Raw genomic sequence first — 26,907 nt, 5'->3', positions numbered from 1 at the left:
GGCACAGACCCGGCGGCATGACCGCAGGGGTCGAAACGTGGAGGAGAACAATATGGCTTTCAAAGCAATCCGCACGGCGCTCGCCGTGGTCGGTTTCGGTCTGGTCGGCACGATGGCAGCCGCGCAGGAAAACCCCGAGTGCATCGCGCCCGCGAACCCGGGCGGCGGCTGGGACTTCACCTGCCGTCAGGTCGGCAAGTCGCTTCAGGATCTGGGCATGATCGACAAGACCATGCAGGTCGTGAACCTCGCCGGTGGCGGCGGTGGCGTGGCCTATGCCGAAGTGGTCAACAAGCGCAACGACAGCAATGACCTGATCGTGGCGGCCTCGTCGGCGACCGCGACCCGTCTGGCGCAGGGCGCCTATCCGGGCAACACGATGGATCAGGTGCGTTGGGTCGCCTCGGTCGGTGCCGATTACGGCATGATCGCGGTTGCGGCCAACAGCCCGATCAACACGCTGCCCGAGCTGCTGGACATGATCAAGAATGACCCGGCCTCGGTGTCGGTGGCGGGCGGTTCGGCCGTGGGCGGCTGGGACCACCTCAAGGTGCTGATCGCGGCCAATGCCTATGGCATCGACGATGTGCGCACGGTCAAATACGTGGCCTTCGATGGCGGCGGCGAGGCGGTGACCCAGCTTCTGGCGGGTTCGGTGCAGGCCTTCACCGGCGATATCTCGGAAGCCAAGGGCTTCGTCGATTCGGGCGATATCAAGGTGATTGCGGTGCTCGCCCCCGAGCGCCTGGAAGGTGAGTTCAACAAGTTCCCGACCGCGAAAGAGCAGGGCGTCGACGCCCTCGGCGCGAACTGGCGCGGATTCTACGCCCCCAAGGGCATGTCGGATGACGCCTACAACATGTGGGTCGAGAAGATCGGCAAGCTTTATGCCTCGCCCGAGTGGAAGGAAACCATGGCTGCGAACGGCATGGCCCCGCTCGACCTGCAAGGCGCAGCGTTTGAGGCCTTCGTCGCCGAGTCGGTGGCGCAGATCCAGTCCATCTCGAAAGAAATCGGGATCATCAAGTAAGGGCTACCCCTTTCCTCACCCTGCTTGATCCCTGGGGCGGTCTGGGCCGACCGCCCCAACCAATTCCTGCCGCATAGGAGAGTTCACATGAGTGACCGTATCTTCGGTGCGTTCGGCGTGTTTCTGGCACTCGGCTACGCATATGCCGCGCTTCAGATCGAAGAGAGCTTCCTGTCGGACGCCGTCGGACCCAAAGCCTTCCCGCTTATCATTGCAACGATCTTCGGTCTCAGCTCGGCCGTGATCTTCCTGCGCCCGGACGCCGAGCCGCACTGGCCCGCCTTTGGCCGACTGGCCGAACTGGCCGCTGCTGTCGTCGTCATGGTGCTTTACGCCGAGTTGCTGCCGGTGGCCGGTTTCGTCATCGCGACCGCCTTCGCCGCTGCCTACCTGTCCTGGCGCCTTGGATCGGCGCCGATCGGTGCGGCGCTGACCGGGGTCGGCACGTCGGTCGGCATCTACGTCGTCTTCCACCTGGCTCTGGGGCTGTCGCTGGCCCGCGGCCCGCTTGGATTCTGAGGAGGAACCATGGAACTCCTGTCTTCCCTTGGCGATGGTTTCGCCGTCGCGCTGACCTGGCAGAATCTGGGCCTTGCCCTGCTGGGCTGTTTCCTGGGCACGATCATGGGCGCACTGCCCGGCCTTGGCCCCTCGAACGGTGTTGCGATCCTGATCCCGCTGGCCTTCTCGCTGGGGCTGGGGGCCACGCCCGCGCTGATCCTGCTGACCTCGGTCTATTACGGGGCGATGTATGGCGGGCGGATCTCGTCGATCCTGCTCAATATTCCGGGCGATGAGCCCGCGATGATGACCTGTCTTGACGGCTACCCGATGGCCCAGAAGGGCATGGCGGGCGAGGCGCTGGCGATCTCGGGCATCGCGTCCTTCGTGGGCTCGTTCCTTGCGACCTGGGGCCTGATTCTGCTGGCGCCGCAGCTGGTCAAGATCGCGCTGCTGTTCGGCCCGGCCGAGTATTTCGCGCTCTTCGCGCTGGCCTTCATGACGCTTGGCGGGGTCAGCTCGACCAATCAGGCGAAGTCGGCCTTTGCCGCGGCGTTGGGCCTTGGGCTGGCGATGATCGGCGTCGATACGCAAACGGGCGTTCCGCGTTTCACCTTCGGTGAGGTGCACCTTTATGACGGGCTCGACTTCCTCGTCGCGATCGTCGGTCTGTTTGCGCTGTCCGAGGTCTTCATCTTCCTCGAAGAGCGCCACGGCGCCGCCGATGCCGCCGGGCGCAAGCTGACGGTCGGACGGCTGACGCCGCCCGCCGCGATGGTCAAGGAATGCACGCCGACCATGTTGCGTTCGTCCTTCCTGGGCTTCCTTGCAGGCGTTCTGCCGGGCGCGGGCGCGTCGCTTGGGTCGTTCATCTCCTATTCGATGGAGAAGCGCCTGGTGGACCGCAAGGGCACCTTCGGTAAGGGCGACCCGCGCGGCGTTGCCGCCCCTGAGGCTGGCAACAACGCGGCCGCAGGTGGCGCGCTGGTGCCGATGCTGGCGCTGGGCGTGCCGGGGTCTGGCACCACGGCCGTTCTGCTGGCGGTTCTGCTTTCACTCAACATCACGCCGGGACCGCTTCTGTTCGCCAACAACCCGGACGTCGTTTGGGGCCTGATCGCGGCGCTGTTCATCGCGAACTTCATGCTGCTGGCGATGAATATCCCGATGGTGGGTATCTTCACCCGCGTGCTGATGATCCCGCCGCGCATCCTGATGCCTGTCGTGGCGATGGTCAGCTTCGTCGGGATCTACGGGATCTCGGGCTCGAGCTTCGATCTGCTGGTGATGATCGGCTTCGGCATCATGGGCTGGGGACTGCGCAAGTTCGATGTGCCGCTGGTGCCGATCATCCTGGGCACGCTGCTTGGCAACGCGATGGAGAACAACCTGCGCCGCGCGATCACCATCGACAACGGCAACTGGTTCACCTTGATCGACAGCCCCCTGTCGATCGCGCTCTGGGCCATCGCGATCCTGGGCTTCCTGCTGCCGGTTTTCGTGGGCCGCATGGTCAAGATGCGAATGCGCCAGCGCGGCGATGCCGAGGGCTCGGTGATCGACTGAGACTGTCGTCTCCGTTTGCAACGCTTAGGGGCCGTGCCAAGCGCGGCCCCTTTGCATTTTCTCTATGAAATCGATCAGGGCGTTGGCCTATAGCCAGCTCGAAACTGCCCCGCTGTCACTGGTTCGCAGACGTATCTGGAGAGAGCTCGGTGGCAAATTCATTATATTTTCTAGCGGCTTGTGTATTCGTCCTGAGTCTGGCGGCGGGTTCCGTACAAGCGATGGTTTTCTGCAGCGAACCCACCCCGCCGTCCTGCATACTGGAGGATGGCACCTTCGCCGATGACCTGGATCGCGAAATGTGTAAGGGCGCAGTCACGGACTACCTCGCCGACGCCGAGGATTTTCAGACCTGCCTGAACGGGGCAGGCGCAGCGGTGTTCGCCGAGGCCGAAGCCGTCGTTGGGCAGTACCACTGCAAGGCGGGCGACGAAAGCGCCTGCCCCTAAGGGCTACCTTGGCGCCTTAGAGGCCACGAAGGGGGTGGAGACGCGTGGCGATACCCAAAGTCAGGCGCCTCGCTCTGATTTGGAGAGAACCCCGCAAAGGGGCTCTTGGCCGATCCCGATGTTCGGTAGGATGGGCCACTTATGCGTGGAGTCGCGATGGCCTGTTGATCGGCTGCCGAAAATAACTCTTCATCTGCAACAGGTTGCGTGTCGTGTTGTCAAATGAGGAGATTTGGTGGAGCCAAGGGGAGTCGAACCCCTGACCTCTTGAATGCCATTCAAGCGCTCTCCCAACTGAGCTATGGCCCCACCGGAGGTCTCGCGCGGCGGTGTGTACCGCCTTGCGTGGGGCGTCGTATACGGTGACCACCGGATGGGCGCAAGAGGAATTTCGCGGCTTAGCCGGAAAATTTTTCGACGCCTCGAAACCTGCCAGCGGGCGCCAAAAAGACAAGGCGCGGAGCAATGCCCCGCGCCTGTCACAAGCCATCGAAACGGCCAATCAGTTGTCGTCGTCGCCCGCGCTGACATCGGCGATATCGTCGAGCGAGACGTTGTCGTCCTCGTCATCCTCGAGCAGATCATCGTCGAGATCGACGTCACCGGAATCGTCGTCCAGATCGTCATCGCCCAGATCGTCCACGTCCAGGTCGCGCTCGCGGCTCGCCGCTTTGTCGGCGACCAGAACACGGCCACGGCCCGCCGTCAGGCTCTCCAGCGTGAAGCTGTTCGAGCAGACCGGGCAGGTCATCGGATCTTGGGCCAGATCATAGAACCGGCTCGCGCAATGCGGGCAGAGGCGCTTGACGCCCCATTCCTCTTTCGGCATGGAATTCTCCTAGCATCGCTCTGATTAGAGAGTCGTCGCCACGTGCCATACTAGGCGCGGGGTGTCAAAGCCTTTTCGCGCCAAATTCGCCAAGGCGCGCTCACAGGCGCGACAGAGCCGCCCGGAGTCGCCGATGAGCCGTCTGATCCTGCCCGAGATGCCCGAGATCGCCTTGCAGCTGCGCCGCTCGGCGCGGGCGCGGCGATTCAGCCTGCGGGTCTCGCGGATCGACGGGCAGGTGACCCTGACGCTGCCGGCGCGCGCGCGCGAGGCAGAAGCGCTGGCCTTTGCCCGCAGCCAGGCCGAGTGGCTGCGCCGCACGCTGGCGGCGATGCCGGATGTCTCCCGCCCGGTCTTCGGCGGGACGATACCCTTCGAAGGCCGCCAGATGATGCTGGTTCCGGGCGCGGTGCGCGCCCCGAAGGTCGAGGACGACAGGCTGATCCTTGCCGCGGGCGAGGACCGGCTGGGCGCCCGGCTGGAGGCATTCTTCAAGCATTGTGCCCGGCGCCGCCTGCAGGCCGCCACCGAGGGCTACGCGACCGCGCTTGGCCGCCCCTTCAAGCGGATCACTCTGCGCGACACGCGCTCGCGTTGGGGCTCCTGTGCGCATGACGGCTCGCTTAGCTACAGCTGGCGGCTGATCATGGCCCCGCCCGGCGTGCTCGACTATGTCGCGGCGCATGAGGTGGCGCATCTGGCCGAGATGAACCACTCGCAAGCCTTCTGGGATGTCGTGGAACGTTTGCGCCCCGGATACGGGCCCGAGCGTGCTTGGCTCAAACGTCACGGCGGCGCGCTGCACGCGATCCGCTTTCGCGATTGACCTGCGCGAGATTTGTGATCACAAACACCGCATGACCACGATCACTTCACGCCCCATCGAAACCGCCGCGCATGACCGGCTCTACCGTAGTTTGCGGTTGCAGATCATGCATGGCGAGTTGCTGCCGGGGCAGGCGCTGACCCTGCGCGGTCTGGGCAAGCAGTTCGGCGTCTCGATGACACCCGCGCGCGAAGCCCTGCGGCGGCTTGTGGCGGAAGGTGCGCTGACGTTGTCGTCCTCGGGGCGGGTCACCACGCCCGAGCTTTCCAATGACCGGATCGAGGAACTGGCGGCGCTGCGCGCGCTGATTGAGCCGGAACTGGCCTCGCGCGCCTTGCCGCGCGCGCACCTTGCGCTGATCGACCGACTGGGCGCGATCAACACCGCCAATGCCGAGGCCGTCGCCAAGCACGACGCTGTGGGCTACATCCGCACGAACCTCGAGTTTCACCGCACGCTCTATCTGCGCGCGCAGGCCCCCGCGATGCTGGCGGTGATCGAGACGGTCTGGCTTCAGCTTGGCCCCACCATGCGGGCGCTCTACGGCAAGATGCAGCGCAACGAGCCGCCGCGCCATCACCGTATGATCCTTGCCGCGCTGCGGGCAGGGGACGAGCCCTCGCTGCGGCTGGCGGTGCGCACGGATGTCACGCAGGGCCTGCGACACCTGGCGCAGTAACGGCGCTTGACGCGGCGCCCCATGCGATCATGCTGAGTTGACAAGGGACATGAGGGGCCGATGACCAGTGAACTGACCGAAGCCGAGCGAAAATCGCTTGAGATGACCGTGTTGATGACGCCGGACCTGGCCAATTTCTCGGGCAAGGTGCATGGCGGCGCGCTCTTGAACTGGCTTGACCGCGTGGCGTTCTCGCTGGCTTCGCGCTACTCGGGGCGCTACGCGGTGACGCTGAGCGTGGATCAGGTGACCTTCAAGGAGCCGATCCATGTGGGCGAGCTGGTGCTGTTCCGTGCGGCGGTGAACCATACTGGCCGCAGCTCGATGGAGATCGGCATTCGCGTCGAGGCCGAGAACATCACCAAGGGCACGCGACGACATACCAACAGCTGCTACTTCACTATGGTCGCCGTGGACGAGGCAGGCCGCCCTGCCGAGGTGCCGACGCTGGAGCCGCAGACCGAGGTCGAGCGGCATCGCTGGCAGGCGGCCGAGGTGCGCAAGAGCCTGCGGCGCGAGTTTGCAGAGCGGCTCGATCAGGCCGCGAAGCGCGCGGAATGAAAAAGGGCGGCCCCGGGGGGCCGCCCTTTCGATTCTGTGGCTACGATCAGGCGTGGATCGCGCCGTCGCCGCAGGCGAGCGCAGCTTCGCGCACGGCTTCCGAATAGGTCGGGTGGGCGTGGCAGGTCAGGGCTACGTCCTGCGCCGAGGCGCCGAATTCCATGGCCACGCAGATCTCGTGGATCATGTCGCCCGCGCCCGGGCCGATGATGTGGCAGCCCAGAATGCGGTCGGTGCCGGCATCGACGATCAGTTTGACGAAACCGTCGGCCTGGAACACCGCCTTGGCGCGGCCGTTGCCCATGAAGGAAAACTTGCCGACCTTGTAGGCGCGGCCTTCCTGCTTGAGCACTTCTTCGGTCTTGCCGACCGAGGCGACCTCGGGGGTGGTGTAGATCACGCCGGGGATCACATCGTAGTTCACGTGGCCATGCTTGCCCGCGATGACCTCGGCCACCGCCATGCCTTCATCTTCGGCCTTGTGGGCGAGCATCGGGCCGATGATCGCGTCGCCGATGGCGTAGATGCCCTTGACCGAGGTGGCCCAGTGCGCGTCGGTCTTGACCTGGCCGCGCGGCAGCATCTCGACGCCGATGGCTTCGAGGCCGAGACCGGCGGTGTAGGGCTTGCGGCCGGTGGCGACCAGCACGACTTCGGCGTCGATCGTGTGCTCGCTTTCGTCCTTGCGCAGCTTGTAGGCGACGGTGTTCTTGCCCTTGCCTTTGGTCACGCCCTGAACGGCGGCGCCGAGCACGAACTTGATGCCCTGCTTGGCGAGGATCTTCTGGAAGGACTTGGCGATCTCGCCGTCCATGCCGGGGGTGATCGCGTCGAGATATTCGACCACGGTCACTTCGGCGCCGAGGCGTGCATAGACCGAGCCCATTTCGAGGCCGATGACGCCCGCGCCGATGACGACCATCGATTTGGGCACCTTGGGCAGCGAGAGCGCGCCGGTCGAGGTGACGACGGTGTCCTCGTCGATCTCGATGCCGGGCAGCGAGGCGGGCTCGGAGCCGGTAGCGATGACGATCGCCTTGGCGCTGTGGACCTCATCGCCGACCTTGACCTGACCGGCCGCGGGGATCGAGCCCCAGCCCTGCAGGTAGGTCACCTTGTTCTTCTTGAAGAGGAACTCGATGCCCTTGGTGTTGCCGTTGATAACGTCCTGCTTGTAGTCCTGCATCTTCGCCCAGTCGACTTTGACCTTGGCGCCCATCAGGCCCATCTTTTCGAAGTTCTCGTGAACCTCATGCAGGTGGTGGGTGGCGTTCAGGAGCGCCTTCGAGGGGATACAGCCCACGTTGAGGCAGGTGCCGCCGAGGGCGCCGCGGCCCTCAACGCAGGCGGTCTTGAGGCCCAGCTGGGCGCAGCGGATCGCGCAGACATAACCACCGGGGCCGCCGCCGATCACGATAACGTCGAAATCTGCCATTGGAATCGTCCTTTGACTGGTGTCGGGGGGCGCTGCCCCCCGCGCCCCCCGAGGTATTTGCACCAAGAAGAAGGGGCGGGATGGAAGAAGGGGCGGCGCAGGGGCCGCCCCATGATCTGATCAGAGATCCAGCAGTAGGCGGCGCGGATCCTCGAGCGCTTCCTTGACGCGCACGAGGAAGGTCACGGCGCCCTTGCCGTCGACGATGCGGTGGTCGTAGCTGAGCGCGAGATACATCATCGGACGGATGACGATCTGGCCGTTTACGACCACGGGGCGGTCCTGGATCTTGTGCATGCCGAGGATACCCGACTGCGGCGGGTTCAGGATCGGCGAGGACATCAGCGAGCCGTAGACGCCGCCGTTCGAGATGGTGAAGGTGCCGCCCTGCATCTCGGCCATCGAGAGCTTGCCATCACGGGCGCGCTTGCCCTTTTCGGCGATGGCTTTCTCGATGTCGGCGAACGACATCTGGTCGGCGTCGCGGATGACCGGGACCACGAGGCCGGTCGGCGTGCCCGCAGCCACGCCCATGTGGACGTAGTGCTTGTAGACGATGTCGCCGCCATCGATCTCGGCGTTCACCTCGGGGACTTCCTTCAGCGCGTGGCAGCAGGCCTTGGTGAAGAAGGACATGAAGCCCATGCGCACGCCGTGCTTCTTCTCGAACTGGTCCTTGTACTCGTTGCGCAGCGCCATGACGCCCGACATGTCCACCTCGTTATAGGTGGTCAGCATGGCGGCGGTGTTCTGGCTGTCCTTGAGGCGCTTGGCGATGGTAGCGCGCAGGCGGGTCATCTTGACGCGCTCTTCGCGGGCGGCATCTTCGGCGATCGAGGGCGCGCGCGGGGCCGAGGCCGGGGCAGGCGCGATCGAGACGGCGGGCGCGGCAGGCTTGGCGGCAGCAGCGGCGACATCTTCCTTCATGATGCGGCCATCGCGGCCCGAGCCCTGAATCTGGGCAGGCGAGAGACCGGCTTCGGCCATGGCTTTCTTGGCCGAGGGCGCATCCTCGACATCCTTGCCAGCCGGGGCGGCGGCAGGGGCCGGTGCGGCGGCCGGAGCGGCAGCGGGGGCAGCGGCGCCAGCCGAGGCGCCTTCGGCCACGACGGCGAGTTTCGCCGAGGCGTCAACGGTGGTGCCTTCGGGGGCCAGGATCTCGGTCAGGACGCCCGCGACCGGCGAGGGGACCTCGACCGACACTTTGTCGGTTTCGAGCTCGCAGAGCATCTCGTCCTGGGCGACGGTGTCGCCGATCTTCTTGAACCAGGTGGAAACCGTGGCTTCCGACACGCTTTCGCCCAGGGCGGGCACCATAACGTCCGTCATTTTGACCTCTTTGGATTGCGGCGCGGCTGCTGCGGGGCTGGCGCCTTCGGATTTCGGTTGCGAAGGGGCGGCGGCTGCGCCCGCTTCGGAAAGGGTGGCAAGGAGGGCGTTGACGCCGACGGTCTCGCCTTCTGCGGCGACGATCTCGGTCAGGACCCCGGCCACGGGGGCCGGAACCTCGACGGTCACCTTGTCGGTTTCTAGCTCACAAAGCATCTCGTCAACCGCCACCGTGTCACCCGGTTTCTTGAACCAGGTGGCGACGGTGGCCTCGGTCACGCTTTCGCCCAGGGTGGGAACGCGGACTTCGGTCATCGATCAGCCCTCCAACGCGTCGTGGACGAGGGCTTCCTGCTCGGCCTTGTGGCGGCTGGCGAGACCCGTCGCGGGCGAGGCCGAGGCGGCGCGACCGGCGTAGCGCGGGCGGCCGTGCTTGGCGTCGATCTTCGAGAGCACCCATTCGATGTTAGGCTCGACAAAGGTCCAGGCGCCCTGGTTCTTCGGCTCTTCCTGGCACCAGACGATCTCGGCGCCCTTGAAGCGGCTGAGCTCGTTGACCATCGAATGCGCCGGGAACGGGTAGAACTGTTCGAGACGCAGGATGTAGACATCCTCGAGGCCGCGCTTGTCGCGTTCGGCCAGCAGGTCATAGTAGACCTTGCCCGAGCAGATCACGACGCGCTTGATCTTGTCGTCGGCAGCCAGTTCGAACTCCGAGTTGCCGTGATGCTGCGGATCGGCGTCGTCCCACATCACGCGGCGGAAGAACGAGCCAGTGGTGAACTCTTCGGCCTTCGACACGCAGAGCGGGTGACGCAGCAGCGATTTCGGCGTCATCAGGATCAGCGGCTTACGGAAGTTGCGGTGGATCTGGCGGCGCAGGATGTGGAAGTAGTTCGCTGGGGTCGAGCAGTTCGCCACGATCCAGTTGTCTTCCGCCGAAAGTTGCAGGAAGCGTTCCAGACGTGCCGAGGAGTGCTCGGGGCCCTGGCCTTCGAAGCCGTGCGGCAGCAGGCAGACGAGGCCCGACATACGCAGCCACTTGCGCTCGCCCGAGTTGATGAACTGGTCGAACATGATCTGCGCGCCGTTGGCGAAGTCGCCGAACTGGGCTTCCCACAGGGTCAGCGCGTTCGGTTCCGCCAGCGAGTAGCCGTATTCGAAGCCGAGCACCGCGTATTCCGACAGCGCCGAGTCGATGACCTCATAGCGGGCCTGACCGGCCTTGATGTGGTTGAGCGGGTAGTAGCGCTCTTCGGTCGACTGATCGACGAGGCCCGAGTGGCGCTGCGAGAAGGTGCCGCGGGTACAGTCCTGACCGGACAGACGCACGCCGTAGCCTTCGGCGAGCAGCGAGCCGAAGGCCATTGCCTCGGCGGTCGCCCAGTCGAAGCCCGCACCGGTCTCGAACATCTTCCGCTTGGCCTCAAGCTGACGCGCGACGGTCTTGTGGATGTCGAAATTGTCCGGGTAGCTGGTCAGCGCCTTGCCAACCTCGGCCAGCGTTTCTGGCGAGATCGGGGTGACGCCCGCATCGTAATCCTCACGCTCGCGGTCGAGGTGCTTCCAGCGGCCGTCGAGCCAGTCGGCCTTGTTCGGCTTGAACTGCTTGCCAGCCTCGAACTCTTCGTTGAGTTTGGCCTGGAAGGCGGCCTTCATGTCCTCGATCTCGCCTTCCGGGATCAGCCCGTCGGCAACGAGGCGCTCGGTGTAAAGCTGGAGCGTGGTCTTGTGGCCCTTGATGTTCTTGTACATCTGCGGGTTGGTGAACATGGGCTCGTCGCCTTCGTTATGACCGAAGCGACGGTAGCAGAACATGTCGATGACGACGTCCTTGTGGAACTTCTGGCGGAACTCGATCGCCACCTTGGCGGCGTGAACCACGGCCTCCGGGTCATCGCCGTTCACGTGGAAGATCGGTGCTTCCACCATCAGGGCGATGTCGGTCGGGTAGGGCGAGGTGCGCGAGAAGTGCGGCGCCGTCGTGAAGCCGATCTGGTTGTTCACGACGATATGGATGGTGCCGCCGGTGCGATGGCCCTTGATGCCCGAAAGCTGGAAGCCCTCGGCCACGATGCCCTGGCCTGCGAACGCCGCGTCGCCGTGCAGAAGGATCGGCAGAACGGCGATGCGGTCGGTGTCACCGTACTGGTCCTGCTTGGCGCGGACCTTGCCCAGAACGACCGGGTTCACCGCCTCGAGGTGCGAGGGGTTGGCGGTCAGCGACAGGTGCACGGTATTGCCGTCGAAGGTGCGGTCCGACGAGGCGCCGAGGTGGTATTTCACGTCGCCCGAGCCGTCCACGTCATCGGGCTTGTACGAGCCGCCTTGGAATTCGTGGAAGATCGCCCGGTAGGGCTTCATCATCACGTTGGCCAGAACGTTCAGGCGGCCGCGGTGCGGCATGCCGATCACGATTTCACGCAGACCAAGGTTGCCGCCACGCTTGACGATCTGTTCCATCGCCGGGATCAGCGCTTCGGCGCCATCAAGGCCGAAACGTTTGGTGCCCATGTACTTGACGTGCAGGAACTTCTCGTAGCCCTCGGCTTCGACCAGCTTGTTCAGGATGGCGCGACGGCCTTCACGGGTGAACTGGATTTCCTTGCCGTAGCCCTCGATGCGCTCTTTCAGCCAGCCGGCTTCCTCGGGGTTCGAGATGTGCATGTATTGCAGCGCGAAGGTGCCGCAATAGGTGCGCTTGAGCACGTCGATGATCTGGCGCATCGACGCAATCTGGAGGCCCAGAACGTTGTCGATGAAGATCGGGCGGTCCATGTCGGCTTCGGCGAAGCCGTAGGACTTCGGATCAAGCTCCGGGTGCAGGCTGCCATCGCGCATCCCCAGTGGGTCGATGTCGGCGATCAGGTGGCCGCGGATACGGTAGGCGCGGATGATCATAAGCGCGCGGATCGAGTCGAGCACGGCGCGCTTGACGGCCTCGTCCGAGACCTCGACGCCTGCGGCCTTGGCGGCCGACTTGATCTTGTCGCCCGCGGCCTTGCCTTCCTTGGGTGCGGCCACCGGCCATTCGCCGGTCAGCGCGGCGGTCAGGTCGTCATTGGGCGACACCGGCCAGTCGGTGCGGTCCCAGGACGCGCCCTGGGCGGATTTCTTCACATCCAGTTCGGGATCGCCGAGCGAGGCGAAGAAGGCGCCCCAGCTGGGATCGACCGAGTTCGGGTCGGCGGCGTAGCGCGCGTAAAGCTGTTCAACATAGTCCGAGTTGGCGCCTTGCAGGAAGCTCGACGCGTGGAACTGGTCGTTGGGGGATTGGTCGTTCATGACGGTTATCCTTGGAAACGGCTGAGGGGCCAATGAGGGGCGGGGGGCGGATCAGCGCGTGCGATCCGCCGCGAAAGTTCGCGGTATGGGGGTGTGGGGCGGCATGGCGGCACAATGCGCCAGCGCGGTTGCAGCCTCGGCCCGATGGGCCAAGAGGGACAGAAGAACGTCCATTTTACCTCCCGTTCCGGCAAAGCCGGCCTTTGAGCGTCACTCAGAAGGGCAAAAGAGGGCGCACCCTCCTTGGCACTAGTGAGTGGGGTGGAGGTCGCGGGATGCCCGCGACCTCCGGCAGGGATCATTCGCCCTTGATCGCCTTCATCACGGCTTCGCCGAGATGCGCGGGGCTTTCCGCGACAACGATACCGGCCGAGCGCATCGCTTCGATCTTCGACTCGGCGTCGCCCTTGCCGCCCGACACGATCGCGCCGGCGTGGCCCATGCGGCGGCCGGGAGGAGCGGTGCGGCCAGCGATAAAGCCAGCGGTCGGCTTCCAGCGGCCTTTCTTCTTCTGCTCTTTCAGGAACTCCGCGGCTTCCTCCTCGGCCGAACCGCCGATTTCGCCGATCATGATGATCGAGGTGGTTTCCGGGTCGTCCAAGAACATGTCGAGCACATCGATATGCTCGGTGCCCTTGATCGGGTCACCGCCGATGCCGACAGCCGAGGACTGGCCGAGGCCGAGATCCGAGGTCTGCTTCACGGCTTCATAGGTCAGCGTGCCCGAGCGCGAAACCACGCCGCACGAACCGCGACGGTGGATGTGGCCCGGCATGATGCCGATCTTGCAGGCGTCGGGGGTGATGACGCCCGGGCAGTTCGGCCCGATCAGGCGCGACTTGGAGTCAACCAGCGCGCGCTTGACGCGCATCATGTCGAGCACCGGGATGCCCTCGGTGATGCACACGATCAGTTCCATCCCGGCGTCGATCGCCTCGAGGATCGAGTCGGCCGCGAAGGGCGGCGGAACGTAGATCGCGGTGGCGTTCGCGCCGGTCACAGCTTTCGCCTCATGGACCGAGTTGAAGACCGGCAGGTTCAGGTGCGAGGTGCCGCCCTTGCCGGGGGTCACGCCGCCAACCATCTTGGTGCCGTAAGCAATTGCCTGTTCCGAGTGGAACGTGCCCTGCGAGCCGGTGAAGCCCTGGCAGATGACTTTGGTGTTTTCGTTAACGAGGACTGCCATGTCTGATCCTTCATTGAATGGGCTGGGCCACGGCGGGCCCGGCATTGTCCGTTTGCGGTTGCCCCTGGTCATCGAAGGTGAATCCAAAGGCTTCGATTTCACGCCGGTACCAGTTGGCGACAAGATCGCGGCTGACCGGCGTGTAGTAGGTCGAATAGTGCTGGCGCTCGCCGCCGTGCCCGAAGTTGCGGCGCGGCAGGACCAGATCCTGAGGTAGCCCGATCCGGTCAAAGAGACCGGGCAGCGCATCGTTGAGGTCCTGGTAACGGATCACCTGATCCGCCACGATTTCATCGCCGATGGCATAGACGCCCCAGTTGTTCAGGCGGTTGTGATGCAGAAGGTTGTACGTCCATGAGCGTTGCGCCCGGTCGAAATCGCCCGGCACACCACCGTCGCGACCGCGGCGATGGTAGAAGAGCGAGATCTGCCGTTCCCAGGGGTTCCGTTCGACAGCAAACTTGAAGTAGCTGTCCCAGACCTTGGGGCCGAGGATTCGGCGCACCTGTTCGGCGGTCGCGTGGTAGTGGAGGCCGAAGACCTCCGGGAACCGACGCTGCAGCCCACCCGAGATCCACGGCAGATGCCGCGAGATCGGGGTCCGCAAGTTCGCCTTCAGGTTCTCTTCGCGCCCACAATACTCCGCCAGCGCAGCGGTCAAGGCGGTGCTACCCGTCTTCTCCGTGCGGAGGTAGATGAACTTATGGGCGTGCGAGACGATCATGGCGCGACAGCCTTAGCCTTTCACCGCTTTCACGATCTTCTGGGCGCCGTCGGCGAGGTTGTCCGCCGCGATCACGTTCAGACCCGAGTTCTTGATGATCTCTTTGCCGAGTTCGACGTTGGTGCCCTCGAGGCGCACAACCAGCGGAACCGTCAGGCCGACTTCTTTCACCGCGGCGATGACGCCCTCGGCGATGATGTCGCAGCGCATGATGCCGCCGAAGATGTTCACGAGGATGCCTTTGACGTTCGGATCCGAGGTGATGATCTTGAAGGCCTCGGTGACTTTCTCTTTCGTGGCGCCGCCGCCAACGTCGAGGAAGTTCGCCGGCTCGGCACCGTAGAGCTTGATGATGTCCATGGTGGCCATCGCCAGACCCGCGCCGTTCACCATGCAGCCGATCTCACCGTCGAGCGCGATGTAGTTCAGGTCGAACTTCGACGCTTCGAGTTCCTTGGGATCTTCCTCGGTGGTGTCGCGCAGCTCCATGATGTCCTGGTGACGGTAGAGCGCGTTGTTGTCGAAACCAACCTTGGCGTCGAGCAGCTTGAGGTTGCCGTCGGTCATCACGATGAGCGGGTTGATCTCAAGCATCTCCATGTCCTTGTCCATGAAGGCGCGGTACATGTTGCCGAGGATCTGGGTCATCTGCTTGACCTGACCGCCTTCGAGGCCGAGGGCGAAGGCCACGCGGCGACCGTGGAAGGGCATGTAGCCCACAGCCGGGTCGATGGTCAGGGTCAGGATCTTCTCGGGGGTGTGGGCAGCCACTTCCTCGATGTCCATGCCGCCTTCGGTCGAGCACACGACCGAGACGCGCGACGAGCCGCGGTCAACCAGCAGCGCGAGGTACAGTTCGCGCGAGATGTCCGAGCCGTCTTCGATGTAGATGCGGTTGACCTGCTTGCCAGCCGGGCCGGTCTGGTGCGTCACCAGCGTCTTGCCAAGCATCTGACGGGCCAGCTCGGCGGCTTCCGCGACCGACTTGGCCAGGCGCACGCCGCCCTTCTCGCCAGCTTCGGGCTCTTTGAACTTGCCCTTGCCGCGGCCACCCGCGTGGATCTGCGACTTCACGACCCACAGCGGGCCGTCGAGTTCGCCCGCGGCGGTCTTGGCGTCTTCCGCCTTGAGAACCACGCGGCCGTCGGAGACCGGGCAGCCGTAGCTCTTGAGGAGCTGCTTCGCCTGATATTCATGAATGTTCATGGCATTTGTCCCATGCTGGTGCGATTTGGAGGGTTTAGTGGCATATTCAGCCCCCGTAACAAAATGATAAATGCGCGCCGGAGCCCCGTATTGGCATAAAATTGCACTTTGTGATCACAGGCTGAAAAAGTGTGATCACAAATGCCGCAGCGCAGCATTGACTGCGAGCGGTAACGACTCGGGTTGCGTGTATGGGTGGGGGGTGCGAAAGTCGCTGCGGCCAAGAAATGCACGAGAAAACGATGCCCGAAACCGCTGCTCTGCCCAGTTGGGGAGTGGTCGCCACGATCGACGAACCTCCCGCACTGGCGGCTGCATTCGTGGCACATCACCTCGCGATCGGCGCGCATGCGGTGCATGTTTTCCTGGATCGACCCAACCCCGAGACCGAGACGCTGCTGGGCGACGTTCCCGGAGTCGTGCTGCACCATTCCGGCGATGATGGGTGGGTGCGCGGCTGGCAGGCGCGCCGCCCCGCGCGGCACGAGGCACGGCAGAAATACAATGCCACGCGCGCCTTGGCCGAGGCCGGTCTGGACTGGCTGGTGCATTGCGATGCCGACGAATTCGTGCACCCGCAAAGGCCCTTTGCGCTCGATCTGGCATCCGCGGGACCAGAGAAGGCCTGGATCAAGCTTGAGGTCGAAGAGCGTTGCTTCCTGCGCCGCCGTCCACGAAGCCTGTTCGAGGGGGCTTTCCGTGCGCCTTGGCTCGATTTCGAGGAGGAGGGGGCCGAGATCTATGGCGACCGGGCGCGGTTCCTCAATCGCGGCGTGGCGGCGCATTCGGCTGGCAAAAGCTGCACCCGCGCCGCCGAAGGCCGGGTGATCGGCGTGCATTACCCGCTGGCCCACTGGGATGAGAACCGCAACACGCTGCCCTATCGGCCCTCATACAACGCGCGGCTGCGACATTTCGACGGGCTGACGCCGCTGCATTACATTCTCAAGATGCTGCGCCGCGCGACGACCGAGGTCAGGGGCGAGCCTGTCCCCCATGGCGGGCCGCGTCTGGCGCAGATCGCGGCCACCGAGCGGCGGGTGCGCAACCCCGAGGGGCTGGTGCGGTTGTGGTGGAAGGTGCTCGGGCTGCGTAAGCCCGAGGCAGAGGCGCTGGACGCGCGCGGAATGCTGAAGCGCAGCGACACAGGGATCGAGGCCGCGGTGGCGGCGCTGTTCGGCGCGCGCGTGGATCTATGCCCGGCGGCCTTCGACCGTGCGCTGGTGGCGCATGAGGCCGAGCTGATCGACCGTCTGCATGACCGGCTGGGTTTCGACCCTGCGCCGCTGATGATCAGTTCAGGAACACCATGAACAGCGGCGCATCGCCGGATACCAGCTGCTCGAACCGACCCATGTTCTGCGCCGTGACCTGGGGCGCGTCGCTCAGGTAGGGCAGGGCAGCCCACCCCTGAATCCAGCCGACGAGATCAACCGGGCGGGGCTCGGTGAAGAGCTTGGAGATGTCGAGGCCGGGGGTGTCTGCCGTCGGACGTCCGAAGAAGATGTCTTTTGGATAGGGCGCGGCAAGGCGGCCCGTCAGAAGCCCTTCGGTATCCTCAAGCACTGCCAACCAACTGGTGCCGATCCCCTTGGGGAAGGGCAGGCCGGTGGCCGAAACCTGCCCATCATTCGGAATCCATTCACGGTCATTATCTGTTTCCTGCGCCACCAGCGCCCAGAAGCGGCGGTTCTCGGACACCATCGACAGGTAATGGTCACGCGCCGCGACCGTGCGGGCCGCGTCGGGTTCGTGGCGCAGCGTGCCATCCACGATGGCGAACATGTCGATGAAGTTCGAATAGCCGTAGGGATCAGCTTCGGTGGCCGGGTTACGTAAAATGGCGTTCGCCTCTCCGACGCGCGCGATCGCGGGGGTGGGGTCATAGGCGCGGATCATCTGGGTCGTGCCAGAGATGAGGTGGGTATAGGCGGCAAGCCACGGCGCGTCGGCGGTATCGAAACGGATGACGGGCAGCGGACCTTGCGCCTGCTGGCGCTGCCGCCATCTCCAGCCGAAGATCGCCGGGCCGGCGATGTCGGTCAGTGACTCCGCCAGACCGCGTTTGCCGTCGCCATCTGCATCCAGCCACAGATCGGCAAAGTCGAGTTCGAACCCGAAGGCGCTGTCATCGGGAATATTTCCCAGCGTAGCGCGGGCGCGCTCCATCCCGGCAAGCGTGTCGTCGAGGATCGCTGTGATCTCGGCGGGGTCAAGCTGGCGCGGGTCGGGGTTGTTGCCAAGCTGCCCGGCCATGCCGAACATCATGTCGAAGCCGCGCCCCATGCCGACCTGCCATCGCAGCTGGTAGACGCGCTCCAGCGCGCCCAGAAACTCAAGCCCGCCAATGGCAAAGCGTTCCTCATCGGTGGGCGCGGGCAGGGCCGAAAGGCGGGCGAGCGTGGCGGTGATGCCGGTTTCGCCGATCTCAGCGCTGAGGCCGGTTCCGGCGATGGCCGGAAGGGGCAGGGTGGCAAGGGCCGAGGCAATAAGCAGACGGCGCATGGCGGTTCCTCCTCCCGAAATGTAAAAAGGCGCACCCGAGGGTGCGCCTTCCACTGTAACCGCTGATCGGCAATCAGGCCAGCGACGGGTCGATGCCCTTGCAAGCCGCGACGAGGCCTTTGACCGCATCGACCGACTTGTCGAACATCACCTGCTCGTCTTTGTTCAGCTTGATGTCCACGACCTTCTCGATGCCGCCCGCGCCGATGATGGTGGGAACGCCGACATACATGCCGTTCAGGCCGAAGGCGCCGTCGACATAGGCCGCGCAGGGCAGCAGGCGCTTCTGGTCTTTCAGATAGGCTTCCGCCATCTCGATGGCCGAGGTGGCCGGGGCGTAGAAGGCCGAGCCGGTCTTCAGCAGGCCAACGATCTCGGCACCGCCGTCACGGGTGCGCTGGATGATCGCGTCGAGCTTCTCTTGCGTGGTCCAACCCATTTCGACCAGGTCCGGCAGCGGGATACCCGCAACGGTCGAGTAGCGCGCCAGCGGCACCATGGTGTCGCCGTGGCCGCCCAGAACGAAGGCGGTGACGTCGCGCATCGAGACGTTGAATTCGGTCGCCAGGAAGTGGCGGAAGCGCGCGCTGTCCAGAACGCCGGCCATGCCGACGACTTTCTCGGCCGGCAGGCCCGAGAACTGCTGCAGCGCCCAGACCATCGCGTCGAGCGGGTTGGTGATGCAGATCACGAAAGCGTTCGGGGCGTGCTTGGCAATGCCTTCGCCGACCGACTTCATGACCTTGAGGTTGATGCCCAGCAGGTCGTCGCGCGACATGCCCGGCTTGCGCGGAACGCCCGCGGTCACGATGCAGACGTCGGCGCCGGCGATGTCGGCGTAATCGTTGGTGCCTTTGAAGGTGCCATCGAAGCCTTCGGACGGGCCGGATTCGGCGATGTCGAGGGCTTTGCCCTGGGGCGTGCCTTCGGAGATGTCGAACAGAACGACGTCACCGAGTTCTTTGATCGCGGCGAGATGGGCGAGCGTGCCGCCGATCTGACCGGCACCGATAAGGGCAATCTTGGGTCGGGCCATGGAATTCCTCCAAAGTCAGGTGGGTTGGGTTGAGCTGACGCGGCATGGGTTAGCCCGTTGCGACCATTCTGGCAAGGGCGGGGTGTGCAGCTGCGGCGCTAACGGTGCAATTGTATGCCATTGTGCACCGAAATATTCGTGCGTGGTGGCGCTAAAATTTTTGCAAAAGCCCCCTGTCAAAGGCGTCGCGGTCTTTTACCTAACGAAAAGACCCCGCGTTTCGGGGCCGATTCTCTGCGGGGGCCGATGGATCTGGACAGTTGGGGATGGGTGATGGCGGTGCTGGCCGCCATCTCTGTGGGCATGGCCAAGGGCGGCCTGCCGATGGTCAGCTCGCTTTCGGTGCCGCTGCTGGCCGGGGTGATGAACCCGGTCGCGGCGGCAGGACTACTTCTGCCGGTCTATATCGTGTCGGACATGTTCGGGCTGATCGCCTACCGCAAAGAGTTCGACAAGCGCGTGCTCAAGATCATGGTGCCTGCCACGGCGATCGGGGTGGGGATCGGCTGGGCAACGGCATCCTATGTCCCCGAGCGCGTCTCGACCGGCCTTGTCGGCCTGATCGGCGTTGTCTTCGCGCTGAACGCGATCCTGCGGCCAAGACTGGGCGCAGCGGCCGAGCCGAAGGTAGGGCCGGGGCTCTTCTGGGGGGCGATCACCGGCTTTACCAGCTTTATCAGCCATTCCGGCGCGCCGCCCTATCAGGCCTATACGATCCCGCTGAACCTGCCACGCACGGTGTTTGCGGGCACCTCGACCATTCTCTTCGCCTGGGTCAACGCGATCAAGCTGATCCCCTATGCGGCACTGGGGCAGATCAACCTGGGCAGCCTTGAGGTGGCACTGGTCCTGGCGATCCCGGCCTCGGTCTCTGTCTTTCTGGGCGTGCGCCTGGTGCGCATCATCCCGCATGAGATGTTCTACAAGCTGGTCACTTGGGCGCTTTTGCTGATTTCCGCCAAGTTGCTCTGGGGCGCAATCTTCGCCTGAATCCCCGCAATTCTGCATTGCGGCATTTCTGGGCTTGCCGATTCTGTCCCGTTTGTGCTCTTTGGCGAAAGATTGTTGCGAGGAGAGAATCATGACTGCCCGCCCCTACCGCTCGGTTCTGTATATTCCCGGCTCGAAAGAGCGTGCGCTGGAAAAGGCCACCGGCCTTGTCTGCGACGCGATCATCTTCGACCTCGAAGACGCCGTCGCGGTGGATGAGAAGGTCAATGCCCGCGCCACTCTCGCCAAGGCGCTGAAAGAGGCCGACTACGGTCAGCGCGCCCGCATCGTGCGTATCAACGGGCTGGATACCGAATGGGGCCGCGACGACGTGCTGGCCTTTGCCGCCGCGATCCGCGAGGGCGCCAAGGTCGATGCGATCCTGATCCCGAAGGTTTCGAAGACCGCCGACCTCGACGCCGTGGCCGACCTGATCCCGAGCGTTCCGCTCTGGGCGATGATGGAGACCGCGCTTGGCATGATCAACGCCGCCGAGATCGCCGCCCACCCACGCCTTGATGGCATGGTGATGGGCACCAACGATCTCGCCAAGGAAATGCAAAGCCGCTTCCGCGCCGACCGTCTGCCGATGATGGCGGGGCTGGGCCAGTGCCTGCTGGCCGCCAAGGCCTATGGCAAGATCATCGTCGATGGCGTCTTCAACGCCTTCAAGGACGAAGAGGGCCTCAAGTTCGAATGCGATCAGGGCCGCGACATGGGCTTTGACGGCAAGACGCTGATCCACCCGGCGCAGCTTGAGATCGCCAACACCGCCTTTGCGCCTTCGGAAGCCGAGATCGACCTGGCGCAGCGCCAGATCGCCGCTTTCGAAGAGGCCGAGAAACAGGGCCTTGGCGTTGCGGTCGTGGATGGAAAGATCGTCGAAAACCTGCATATCGTGACCGCGCGGCAGGTTCTTGCGAAGGCGGAGGCCATTGCCGCTCTGAGCAACTGAGAGGCAAATCATGGCTATCCTGATCCTTGGCGTCCTGCTGTGGGCGCTGCCGCATCTGGCAAAACGCATTGTTCCCGGCTTTCACCGCAACCTCAAAGGGGCCGAGCGCCCGATGGTCGCGGGGCTGGTTCTGGTGGGCGTGCTGCTGATGGTGGTGGGCTATCGCTCGGCCGACGGGGCGTTCTTCTGGGGGCGCACGGCGCCGCTGGTGGGGATCAACAACCTGCTGATGCTGGCCTCGATCTATCTCTTCGCTGCGGCGGGGATGCAGACTGCCGTGGCGCGCAAGATGCGCCACCCGATGCTGAGCGCGATGATCCTGTGGGCGGTGGCGCATCTGCTGGTGAACGGCGACGTGCCAAGCTTCGTTCTGTTTGGTGGCCTCGGCCTCTGGGCGGTGCTGGAGATGGTGCTGATCAACCGCGCCAAGCCCGGTTGGATCCCGCCCAAGCCCGTGCCCGCGAAGAAAGAGGCGATGGCTGCCGTTGGCGCGCTGGTTGTCTATGGCGCCATTGCCGGGGTGCATTACGCCCTTGGCTATCCTGCATTCGGGTGATGCGATGAAACTTTACCGCCTTCTGACCGAAGATGACACCTCGGCCTTTTGCCACAAGGTCTCGCTGGCCCTGTCCAAGGGCTGGGAGCTGCATGGCGACCCGTCCTATGCCTATGACGCGGGCAAGGGCGTGATGCGTTGCGCGCAGGCCGTCACCAAGGTCGTCCCGGGGGACTATCACCCCGACCTCAAACTGGGAGAACAATGATGGCTAAGACCAATCCGGGCCGCTTTTTCGAGGATTACAAGGTCGGGCAGGTGATCCGCCACGCCGTGCCGCGCACCGTCTCGGGTGGCGAGCGGGCGATGTATCATGCGCTCTATCCGGCGCGCGGCGCTCTCTATTCGAGCGATGAGTTCGCCCGCGCCAGCGGTCTGCCCTCGGCGCCGATAGACGATCTGGCGGCCTTCCATGTCGTCTTCGGCAAGACCGTGCCGGATGTCTCGCTGAACGCGGTCGCGAACCTTGGCTATGCCGAGGGGCGCTGGCTGCGTCCGGTCTATCCGGGCGACACGCTGCGCTCGGAAAGCGAGGTGATCGGCGTCAAGGAGAACTCGAACGGCAAGTCGGGCGTGGTCTATGTTCGCACCACTGGTCTCAACCAGTATGACCACAAGGTCATGGAATATGTCCGCTGGGTCATGGTGCGCAAAGGCGATCTGTCGGCGCCCGCGCCCGAGGCGGTGGTTCCCAACCTCGCCAAGGTCGTGGACCCTAAGGATCTGGTGGTGCCGACCGGGCTCGATTTCTCGAACTACGATTTCGAACTGGCGGGCGAGCCGCATCGCTGGGCCGATTACGAGGTGGGCGAAAAGATCGACCATGTCGATGGCGTCACCATCGAAGAGGCCGAACACATGATCGCCACGCGCCTGTGGCAGAACACCGCCAAGGTGCATTTTGACGCGACCTTCCGCGAGGATGGCAAGCGGCTGATCTATGGCGGTCACGTCATCTCGATGGCGCGCGCGCTGTCGTTCAACGGGCTTGCCAACGCGCAGATGATCGTCGCGCTGAACGGCGGCGCCCATGCCAACCCGTGCTTTGCGGGCGACACGGTCAAGGCCTGGTCCGAGGTTCTGGATAAGGCCGAGACCAGCGCGCCGGGCGTCGGCGCGATCCGGCTGCGGCTGGTGGCGACCAAGCAGGGCGCGGCGCCCTTCGCCTACAAGGGCGAAGACGGCAAATACGCCCCCGAGGTGCTGCTTGACCTCGACTATTGGGCGTTGATGCCGATCTGATCTTGGCCCGCGTGTTTCGGGGCTTTTGCGGCGTCCGTCATCGGCGGGCGCCGTTCTTCTATCGGGCCGTATCGCCCGGAGACTCACCCGCCGATGTCGTCGGGCCTGATAGCGGCAACATGTGATCACGGCCCGAAAATTCGTGATCACAAATGCCAAATTTCCGCATTCAATCCGCCAAAATGGGCATTTCTCCTATTCTCTTTGCGTGACTTGCGCAAAAATTGCGTTATTGAGAAAGCGCAATTCCGGCCAACCCCGACCGCGCCGCCGTTTTAGGCAGCGCCTCAGATCGGGGCCTAGCGACAGAGGGACCCAAAATGGCTGAAGTGAAACGGGTTGAACGGCCCCTTTCCCCCCATCTGCAGATCTACCGCCCGCAGCTGACGTCTTTCACCTCGATCCTGACGCGGATCACCGGCAACGCGCTCATCGTGGGCGTCCTGCTGGCGGTGTGGTGGCTGCTCGCGGCGGCGACGAGCCCTGCATATTTCGAACTGGCGAATGCCGTGGCCACCTCGTGGTTTGGCGACCTGATCTTCACCCTGTCGGCCTGGGCGCTGTGGTATCACTACCTCGCCGGCCTGCGTCACCTGTATTTCGACGCCGGCAAGGGCCTCGACATCGAGACGGCAGAGAAGCTCGGCATGGGCATGATCGTCGGTTCGGTCGTTCTGACCATCATCACACTCATTCTGGTCTGAGGAGCATCCCCATGCGTTACCTGACCGCCCGCAAGCGCGCCGAGGGCAAAGGCGCTTCGCACACCGGGACCGAGCATCATTGGTTCATGACCGTGACCTCGGTCGCGCTGGCCTTCCTGATCCCGGTTTTCGTCATCGTGTTCGGTCGCGCGCTTGGCCAGCCGGCCGAAGGCGTGATCGCCACCTTCTCGCATCCCTTCCCGGCGATCCTGACCGCGCTGACCGTATTCGTCGGCATGCGCCACTTCGCCAAGGGCGCGCAGATGATGATCGAGGACTACGCCCAGGGCTCGACCCGCAAGGCGCTGATCATCCTCGCTTCCTCCATTTCCTACATCGTCATCGCCGTCGCGCTTTATGCGCTGGCCAAGCTGACGATGGTCGGCTTCCTCTTCGAAGCCATGCACTGAGACAGGACCAGACAGATGGCAGCTTACACTTACGAGACGCATGAATATGACGTCGTGGTCGTGGGCGCGGGCGGCGCGGGTCTGCGCGCTACCCTCGGCATGGCGGAACAGGGCCTGCGCACGGCCTGCGTGACCAAGGTCTTCCCGACCCGCTCGCACACCGTTGCGGCACAGGGCGGCATCGCCGCCTCGCTTGGCAACATGGGCCCGGACAGCTGGCAGTGGCACATGTTCGACACCGTCAAGGGTTCGGACTGGCTGGGCGATACCGACGCGATGGAATACCTCGCACGCGAAGCCCCCAAGGCCGTTTACGAGCTTGAGCACTACGGCGTGCCGTTCTCGCGCACCGAAGAGGGCAAGATCTACCAGCGTCCGTTCGGCGGTCACACCACCGAATTCGGCGACGGCCCGCCCGTGCAGCGCACCTGCGCCGCGGCCGACCGCACCGGTCACGCGATCCTGCACACGCTCTACGGTCAGTCGCTCAAGAACAACGCCGAGTTCTTCATCGAGTACTTCGCCATCGACCTGATCATGTCGGATGATGGCGTGTGCCAGGGCGTGGTCTGCTGGAAGCTCGATGACGGCACCTTCCACGTCTTCAACGCCAAGATGGTCGTTCTGGCCACCGGCGGTTACGGCCGCGCCTATTTCTCGGCGACCTCGGCCCATACCTGCACCGGCGACGGCGGCGGCATGGTGGCCCGTGCGGGCCTTGCGCTGCAGGACATGGAATTCGTGCAGTTCCACCCGACCGGCATCTACGGCTCGGGCTGCCTCATCACCGAGGGCGCGCGCGGCGAAGGCGGTTACCTGACCAACAGCCAGGGCGAGCGCTTCATGGAGCGTTACGCGCCCCACTACAAGGATCTGGCGCCGCGCGACTATGTCTCGCGCTGCATGACCATGGAGATCCGCGAAGGCCGCGGCGTGGGCGAGCATGGCGACCATATCCACCTGAACCTGTCGCACCTGCCGGCCGAAGCACTGGCCGAGCGTCTGCCGGGCATCTCGGAATCGGCGAAGATCTTCGCCGGTGTCGATGTGACCAAAGAGCCGATCCCGGTTCTGCCGACCGTGCACTACAACATGGGCGGTATCCCGACCAACTATTGGGGCGAGGTGCTGAACCCGACCGCCGCGAACCCGACCGCTGTCGTTCCGGGCCTGATGGCTGTGGGCGAGGCCGGTTGCGCCTCGGTGCACGGTGCTAACCGTCTCGGCTCGAACTCGCTGATCGACCTCGTGGTCTTCGGCCGCGCCGCCGCCATCCGCGCCGGTCAGGTCGTCGACCCCAAGGCCCGCAATGGCGCGCTTAACCAGGCGTCGGTGGACAAGGCGTTCGATCGCTTCGACGGTCTGCGCAACGCCAAGGGCGGTATCGCCACGGCTGATCTGCGCCTTGAGATGCAGAAGACCATGCAGGCTGACGCCGCCGTGTTCCGCACCGACAAGACCCTGGCCGAAGGCGTCGAGAAGATGACCGCCATCGCCGCCAAGCTTTCGGATCTGAAGGTCACCGACCGTTCGCTGATCTGGAACTCGGACCTGATGGAGACGCTGGAGCTGACGAACCTGATGCCGAACGCGCTGGCGACCATCGTCGGTGCCGAGGCCCGCAAGGAATCGCGCGGCGCCCACGCTTCGGAAGATCACGCGACCCGCGACGACGCCAACTGGCGTGTGCACTCGGTGATGCGCGTGGACGGCAACCAGGTCGACCTGACCTACCGTCCGGTCATCGTCGACCCGCTGACCACCGAAGCCGAAGGCGGCATCAGCCTCGCGAAGATCGCCCCGAAGGCACGGACCTTCTGATGGCGCAAGGGCTGGCATATGGGCTTCTGGCCGCGGGGGCGCTTGCGCTCGCGGCCTGCGGACCGATCCCTGTGGATCAGGCCGAGGCCCAGTGCCGCGAGATGCTCCGCCCGGTCAGCGGCGAGGCCAAGATCGGTGTCAACCAGGACCGCGCGGTCTATGACATCGACATGAAGCTGCAGGTCTCGACGATGATGGGCGGCGATCCGTCCGACGCCTATAACCGCTGCGTATATAACAAATCCGGCCAGTTCCCGACGCGGCCGTATTATTCCCGCTAGGATACGAAGGGATCGAAAATGGTTCAGTTCACGCTTCCCAAGAACTCGAAAATCCGCGTCGGCAAGACCTGGCCGAAGCCGGAAGGCAAGAATGTCCGCAAGTTCCAGATCTATCGCTGGGACCCGGACACCGGTGAAAACCCGCGGGTGGACACCTATTTCCTCGACATGGACAAGTGCGGCCCGATGGTTCTGGACGCGCTGATCAAGATCAAGAACGAGGTCGACCCGACCCTGACCTTCCGCCGCTCGTGCCGTGAAGGGATCTGCGGGTCCTGCGCGATGAACATCGACGGGATCAACACGCTGGCCTGTATCTACGGCCTTGACGAGATCAAGGGCGACGTCAAGATCTACCCGCTGCCGCATATGCCGGTGGTCAAGGACCTTATCCCGGACCTGACCCACTTCTACGCGCAGCACGCCTCGATCATGCCGTGGCTTGAGACCAAGACGAACCGTCCGGCCAAGGAATGGCGTCAGTCGATCGAAGACCGCAAGAAACTCGACGGTCTTTATGAATGTGTTATGTGCGCCTCGTGCTCGACCTCGTGCCCGAGCTACTGGTGGAACAGCGACAAGTATCTCGGCCCGGCGGCTCTGCTGCATGCCTACCGCTGGATCATCGACAGCCGCGACGAGGCGACCGGCGAGCGTCTGGACAACCTTGAAGACCCGTTCAAGCTCTATCGCTGCCACACCATCATGAACTGCGCGAAGACCTGCCCGAAGGGTCTCAACCCGGCCAAGGCGATCGCTGAGATCAAGCGCATGATGATCAACCGCCACGTCTGATCTGGT

27 protein-coding genes and 1 tRNA gene are annotated in these 26,907 nt (G+C 64.3%); 18 read left to right on the top strand and 10 right to left on the bottom strand.

Annotated features, from left to right (window positions below; all coding sequences use genetic code 11):
- The first annotated feature begins 52 nt into the window (after positions 1 to 52).
- The 4 genes from LZA78_RS10850 to LZA78_RS10835 all read left to right on the top strand — a co-directional run bounded on the left by LZA78_RS10850 (position 53) and on the right by LZA78_RS10835 (position 3,546).
- A complete protein-coding gene (locus LZA78_RS10850; protein ID WP_438811070.1) occupies positions 53 to 1,030 on the top strand; it encodes a Bug family tripartite tricarboxylate transporter substrate binding protein in 978 nt (325 codons plus the stop codon).
- Between the two features lie 87 nt (positions 1,031 to 1,117).
- Complete coding sequence (locus LZA78_RS10845) at positions 1,118 to 1,549, top strand: tripartite tricarboxylate transporter TctB family protein (protein WP_233676950.1); 432 nt, start codon at positions 1,118 to 1,120, stop codon at positions 1,547 to 1,549.
- Between the two features lie 9 nt (positions 1,550 to 1,558).
- Complete coding sequence (locus tag LZA78_RS10840) at positions 1,559 to 3,097, top strand: tripartite tricarboxylate transporter permease (protein ID WP_233676949.1); 1,539 nt, start codon at positions 1,559 to 1,561, stop codon at positions 3,095 to 3,097.
- Positions 3,098 to 3,318: 221 nt separating this feature from the next.
- Positions 3,319 to 3,546, top strand: a complete 228-nt coding sequence (locus tag LZA78_RS10835; protein ID WP_233676948.1) for a hypothetical protein — start codon at positions 3,319 to 3,321, stop codon at positions 3,544 to 3,546.
- A 233-nt stretch (positions 3,547 to 3,779) separates the two neighbouring features.
- Here the strand turns inward: LZA78_RS10835 and LZA78_RS10830 are convergent.
- Together LZA78_RS10830 and LZA78_RS10825 are read right to left on the bottom strand one after the other, a co-directional pair.
- Positions 3,780 to 3,855, bottom strand: a tRNA-Ala gene (locus LZA78_RS10830).
- 193 nt (positions 3,856 to 4,048) lie between these two features.
- Positions 4,049 to 4,375: a TIGR02300 family protein gene (locus LZA78_RS10825; protein ID WP_233676947.1), complete on the bottom strand. Its 327-nt coding sequence runs from the start codon at positions 4,373 to 4,375 to the stop codon at positions 4,049 to 4,051.
- Between the two features lie 133 nt (positions 4,376 to 4,508).
- Between LZA78_RS10825 and LZA78_RS10820 the strand changes: the two genes are divergently transcribed.
- From LZA78_RS10820 to LZA78_RS10810, 3 genes are read left to right on the top strand one after another with little or no spacing between them, the layout of a single operon-like run.
- On the top strand, positions 4,509 to 5,201 hold the full coding sequence (locus LZA78_RS10820; RefSeq protein WP_233676946.1) for a M48 family metallopeptidase: 693 nt from the start codon (positions 4,509 to 4,511) through the stop codon (positions 5,199 to 5,201).
- A gap of 31 nt (positions 5,202 to 5,232) precedes the next feature.
- Entirely contained in the window at positions 5,233 to 5,880 is a 648-nt protein-coding gene (locus LZA78_RS10815; RefSeq protein ID WP_218628732.1) for a GntR family transcriptional regulator, read from the top strand.
- Positions 5,881 to 5,940: 60 nt separating this feature from the next.
- Positions 5,941 to 6,441, top strand: coding sequence for an acyl-CoA thioesterase (locus LZA78_RS10810; protein WP_233676945.1), 501 nt, complete (start codon positions 5,941 to 5,943; stop codon positions 6,439 to 6,441).
- A 46-nt stretch (positions 6,442 to 6,487) separates the two neighbouring features.
- On the opposite strand, the gene lpdA is transcribed toward LZA78_RS10810, so the two are convergent.
- The 6 genes from lpdA to sucC form a co-directional block, all read right to left on the bottom strand.
- Positions 6,488 to 7,876 (bottom strand): dihydrolipoyl dehydrogenase, encoded by a 1,389-nt coding sequence (lpdA, locus tag LZA78_RS10805; RefSeq protein WP_233676944.1) that lies wholly within the window; start codon positions 7,874 to 7,876, stop codon positions 6,488 to 6,490.
- 120 nt (positions 7,877 to 7,996) lie between these two features.
- Positions 7,997 to 9,520, bottom strand: coding sequence for a 2-oxoglutarate dehydrogenase complex dihydrolipoyllysine-residue succinyltransferase (odhB, locus tag LZA78_RS10800; RefSeq protein ID WP_233676943.1), 1,524 nt, complete (start codon positions 9,518 to 9,520; stop codon positions 7,997 to 7,999).
- A 3-nt stretch (positions 9,521 to 9,523) separates the two neighbouring features.
- A complete protein-coding gene (locus LZA78_RS10795) occupies positions 9,524 to 12,490 on the bottom strand; it encodes a 2-oxoglutarate dehydrogenase E1 component (RefSeq protein WP_233676942.1) in 2,967 nt (988 codons plus the stop codon).
- A gap of 298 nt (positions 12,491 to 12,788) precedes the next feature.
- Positions 12,789 to 13,676 carry a succinate--CoA ligase subunit alpha gene (gene sucD, locus LZA78_RS10790; RefSeq protein ID WP_233676941.1) on the bottom strand — a complete coding sequence of 296 codons (888 nt, stop codon included), beginning with the start codon at positions 13,674 to 13,676 and terminating at the stop codon, positions 12,789 to 12,791.
- Positions 13,677 to 13,686: 10 nt separating this feature from the next.
- Positions 13,687 to 14,400 (bottom strand): sulfotransferase family 2 domain-containing protein, encoded by a 714-nt coding sequence (locus LZA78_RS10785; protein WP_233676940.1) that lies wholly within the window; start codon positions 14,398 to 14,400, stop codon positions 13,687 to 13,689.
- A 12-nt stretch (positions 14,401 to 14,412) separates the two neighbouring features.
- Positions 14,413 to 15,606: an ADP-forming succinate--CoA ligase subunit beta gene (sucC, locus tag LZA78_RS10780; protein WP_233676939.1), complete on the bottom strand. Its 1,194-nt coding sequence runs from the start codon at positions 15,604 to 15,606 to the stop codon at positions 14,413 to 14,415.
- A gap of 242 nt (positions 15,607 to 15,848) precedes the next feature.
- On the opposite strand from sucC, the gene LZA78_RS10775 reads away from it, so the two are divergent.
- Complete coding sequence (locus LZA78_RS10775; protein WP_233676938.1) at positions 15,849 to 16,919, top strand: glycosyltransferase family 2 protein; 1,071 nt, start codon at positions 15,849 to 15,851, stop codon at positions 16,917 to 16,919.
- Here LZA78_RS10775 and LZA78_RS10770 read toward each other — a convergent pair.
- Positions 16,900 to 18,111 (bottom strand): hypothetical protein, encoded by a 1,212-nt coding sequence (locus tag LZA78_RS10770; protein ID WP_233676937.1) that lies wholly within the window; start codon positions 18,109 to 18,111, stop codon positions 16,900 to 16,902. The genes LZA78_RS10775 and LZA78_RS10770 overlap by 20 nt on opposite strands.
- A 73-nt stretch (positions 18,112 to 18,184) precedes the next feature.
- Complete coding sequence (mdh, locus tag LZA78_RS10765; protein WP_233676936.1) at positions 18,185 to 19,147, bottom strand: malate dehydrogenase; 963 nt, start codon at positions 19,145 to 19,147, stop codon at positions 18,185 to 18,187.
- Positions 19,148 to 19,399: 252 nt separating this feature from the next.
- On the opposite strand from mdh, the gene LZA78_RS10760 reads away from it, so the two are divergent.
- The 10 genes from LZA78_RS10760 to LZA78_RS10715 all read left to right on the top strand — a co-directional run bounded on the left by LZA78_RS10760 (position 19,400) and on the right by LZA78_RS10715 (position 26,901).
- Entirely contained in the window at positions 19,400 to 20,137 is a 738-nt protein-coding gene (locus tag LZA78_RS10760) for a sulfite exporter TauE/SafE family protein (RefSeq protein WP_233676999.1), read from the top strand.
- A 91-nt stretch (positions 20,138 to 20,228) separates the two neighbouring features.
- Positions 20,229 to 21,092 (top strand): HpcH/HpaI aldolase/citrate lyase family protein, encoded by an 864-nt coding sequence (locus LZA78_RS10755; protein WP_233676935.1) that lies wholly within the window; start codon positions 20,229 to 20,231, stop codon positions 21,090 to 21,092.
- 10 nt (positions 21,093 to 21,102) lie between these two features.
- Entirely contained in the window at positions 21,103 to 21,648 is a 546-nt protein-coding gene (locus tag LZA78_RS10750) for an NnrU family protein (RefSeq protein ID WP_233676934.1), read from the top strand.
- 4 nt (positions 21,649 to 21,652) lie between these two features.
- Complete coding sequence (locus tag LZA78_RS10745; protein ID WP_233676933.1) at positions 21,653 to 21,856, top strand: DUF1737 domain-containing protein; 204 nt, start codon at positions 21,653 to 21,655, stop codon at positions 21,854 to 21,856.
- Entirely contained in the window at positions 21,856 to 22,890 is a 1,035-nt protein-coding gene (locus LZA78_RS10740; RefSeq protein ID WP_233676932.1) for a MaoC family dehydratase, read from the top strand. Before LZA78_RS10745 ends, LZA78_RS10740 begins: the two co-directional genes overlap by 1 nt.
- A 320-nt stretch (positions 22,891 to 23,210) precedes the next feature.
- Positions 23,211 to 23,594: a succinate dehydrogenase, cytochrome b556 subunit gene (gene sdhC, locus LZA78_RS10735; RefSeq protein ID WP_233676931.1), complete on the top strand. Its 384-nt coding sequence runs from the start codon at positions 23,211 to 23,213 to the stop codon at positions 23,592 to 23,594.
- Positions 23,595 to 23,605: 11 nt separating this feature from the next.
- Positions 23,606 to 24,004, top strand: a complete 399-nt coding sequence (sdhD, locus tag LZA78_RS10730; protein ID WP_233676930.1) for a succinate dehydrogenase, hydrophobic membrane anchor protein — start codon at positions 23,606 to 23,608, stop codon at positions 24,002 to 24,004.
- Positions 24,005 to 24,019: 15 nt separating this feature from the next.
- Positions 24,020 to 25,825, top strand: a complete 1,806-nt coding sequence (gene sdhA / locus LZA78_RS10725) for a succinate dehydrogenase flavoprotein subunit (RefSeq protein ID WP_233676929.1) — start codon at positions 24,020 to 24,022, stop codon at positions 25,823 to 25,825.
- Positions 25,825 to 26,106: a hypothetical protein gene (locus LZA78_RS10720; protein WP_233676928.1), complete on the top strand. Its 282-nt coding sequence runs from the start codon at positions 25,825 to 25,827 to the stop codon at positions 26,104 to 26,106. The genes sdhA and LZA78_RS10720 overlap by 1 nt, the downstream gene beginning before the upstream one ends.
- Positions 26,107 to 26,124: 18 nt before the next feature.
- Positions 26,125 to 26,901 carry a succinate dehydrogenase iron-sulfur subunit gene (locus LZA78_RS10715; protein WP_233676927.1) on the top strand — a complete coding sequence of 259 codons (777 nt, stop codon included), beginning with the start codon at positions 26,125 to 26,127 and terminating at the stop codon, positions 26,899 to 26,901.
- The last annotated feature ends 6 nt before the right edge of the window (positions 26,902 to 26,907 follow it).

The sequence above is a fragment of the Rhodobacter flavimaris genome (assembly GCF_021378075.1).
Classification (GTDB): Bacteria; Pseudomonadota; Alphaproteobacteria; order Rhodobacterales; family Rhodobacteraceae; genus Rhodobacter; species Rhodobacter flavimaris.
The sequence above is the reverse complement of the archived record's forward strand: the minus strand, read 5'-3'. Positions and strand labels throughout refer to the sequence as shown.

Coding starts and splice junctions, on each gene's coding strand:
- LZA78_RS10850 (WP_438811070.1), top strand. CDS start 53: ATGGCTTTCAAAGCAATCCGCACGGCGCTCGCCGTGGTCGGTTTCGGT.
- LZA78_RS10845 (WP_233676950.1), top strand. CDS start 1,118: ATGAGTGACCGTATCTTCGGTGCGTTCGGCGTGTTTCTGGCACTCGGC.
- LZA78_RS10840 (WP_233676949.1), top strand. CDS start 1,559: ATGGAACTCCTGTCTTCCCTTGGCGATGGTTTCGCCGTCGCGCTGACC.
- LZA78_RS10835 (WP_233676948.1), top strand. CDS start 3,319: ATGGTTTTCTGCAGCGAACCCACCCCGCCGTCCTGCATACTGGAGGAT.
- LZA78_RS10825 (WP_233676947.1), bottom strand. CDS start 4,375: ATGCCGAAAGAGGAATGGGGCGTCAAGCGCCTCTGCCCGCATTGCGCG.
- LZA78_RS10820 (WP_233676946.1), top strand. CDS start 4,509: ATGAGCCGTCTGATCCTGCCCGAGATGCCCGAGATCGCCTTGCAGCTG.
- LZA78_RS10815 (WP_218628732.1), top strand. CDS start 5,233: ATGACCACGATCACTTCACGCCCCATCGAAACCGCCGCGCATGACCGG.
- LZA78_RS10810 (WP_233676945.1), top strand. CDS start 5,941: ATGACCAGTGAACTGACCGAAGCCGAGCGAAAATCGCTTGAGATGACC.
- lpdA (WP_233676944.1), bottom strand. CDS start 7,876: ATGGCAGATTTCGACGTTATCGTGATCGGCGGCGGCCCCGGTGGTTAT.
- odhB (WP_233676943.1), bottom strand. CDS start 9,520: ATGACCGAAGTCCGCGTTCCCACCCTGGGCGAAAGCGTGACCGAGGCC.
- LZA78_RS10795 (WP_233676942.1), bottom strand. CDS start 12,490: ATGAACGACCAATCCCCCAACGACCAGTTCCACGCGTCGAGCTTCCTG.
- sucD (WP_233676941.1), bottom strand. CDS start 13,676: ATGGCAGTCCTCGTTAACGAAAACACCAAAGTCATCTGCCAGGGCTTC.
- LZA78_RS10785 (WP_233676940.1), bottom strand. CDS start 14,400: ATGATCGTCTCGCACGCCCATAAGTTCATCTACCTCCGCACGGAGAAG.
- sucC (WP_233676939.1), bottom strand. CDS start 15,606: ATGAACATTCATGAATATCAGGCGAAGCAGCTCCTCAAGAGCTACGGC.
- LZA78_RS10775 (WP_233676938.1), top strand. CDS start 15,849: ATGCCCGAAACCGCTGCTCTGCCCAGTTGGGGAGTGGTCGCCACGATC.
- LZA78_RS10770 (WP_233676937.1), bottom strand. CDS start 18,111: ATGCGCCGTCTGCTTATTGCCTCGGCCCTTGCCACCCTGCCCCTTCCG.
- mdh (WP_233676936.1), bottom strand. CDS start 19,147: ATGGCCCGACCCAAGATTGCCCTTATCGGTGCCGGTCAGATCGGCGGC.
- LZA78_RS10755 (WP_233676935.1), top strand. CDS start 20,229: ATGACTGCCCGCCCCTACCGCTCGGTTCTGTATATTCCCGGCTCGAAA.
- LZA78_RS10750 (WP_233676934.1), top strand. CDS start 21,103: ATGGCTATCCTGATCCTTGGCGTCCTGCTGTGGGCGCTGCCGCATCTG.
- LZA78_RS10745 (WP_233676933.1), top strand. CDS start 21,653: ATGAAACTTTACCGCCTTCTGACCGAAGATGACACCTCGGCCTTTTGC.
- LZA78_RS10740 (WP_233676932.1), top strand. CDS start 21,856: ATGGCTAAGACCAATCCGGGCCGCTTTTTCGAGGATTACAAGGTCGGG.
- sdhC (WP_233676931.1), top strand. CDS start 23,211: ATGGCTGAAGTGAAACGGGTTGAACGGCCCCTTTCCCCCCATCTGCAG.
- sdhD (WP_233676930.1), top strand. CDS start 23,606: ATGCGTTACCTGACCGCCCGCAAGCGCGCCGAGGGCAAAGGCGCTTCG.
- sdhA (WP_233676929.1), top strand. CDS start 24,020: ATGGCAGCTTACACTTACGAGACGCATGAATATGACGTCGTGGTCGTG.
- LZA78_RS10720 (WP_233676928.1), top strand. CDS start 25,825: ATGGCGCAAGGGCTGGCATATGGGCTTCTGGCCGCGGGGGCGCTTGCG.
- LZA78_RS10715 (WP_233676927.1), top strand. CDS start 26,125: ATGGTTCAGTTCACGCTTCCCAAGAACTCGAAAATCCGCGTCGGCAAG.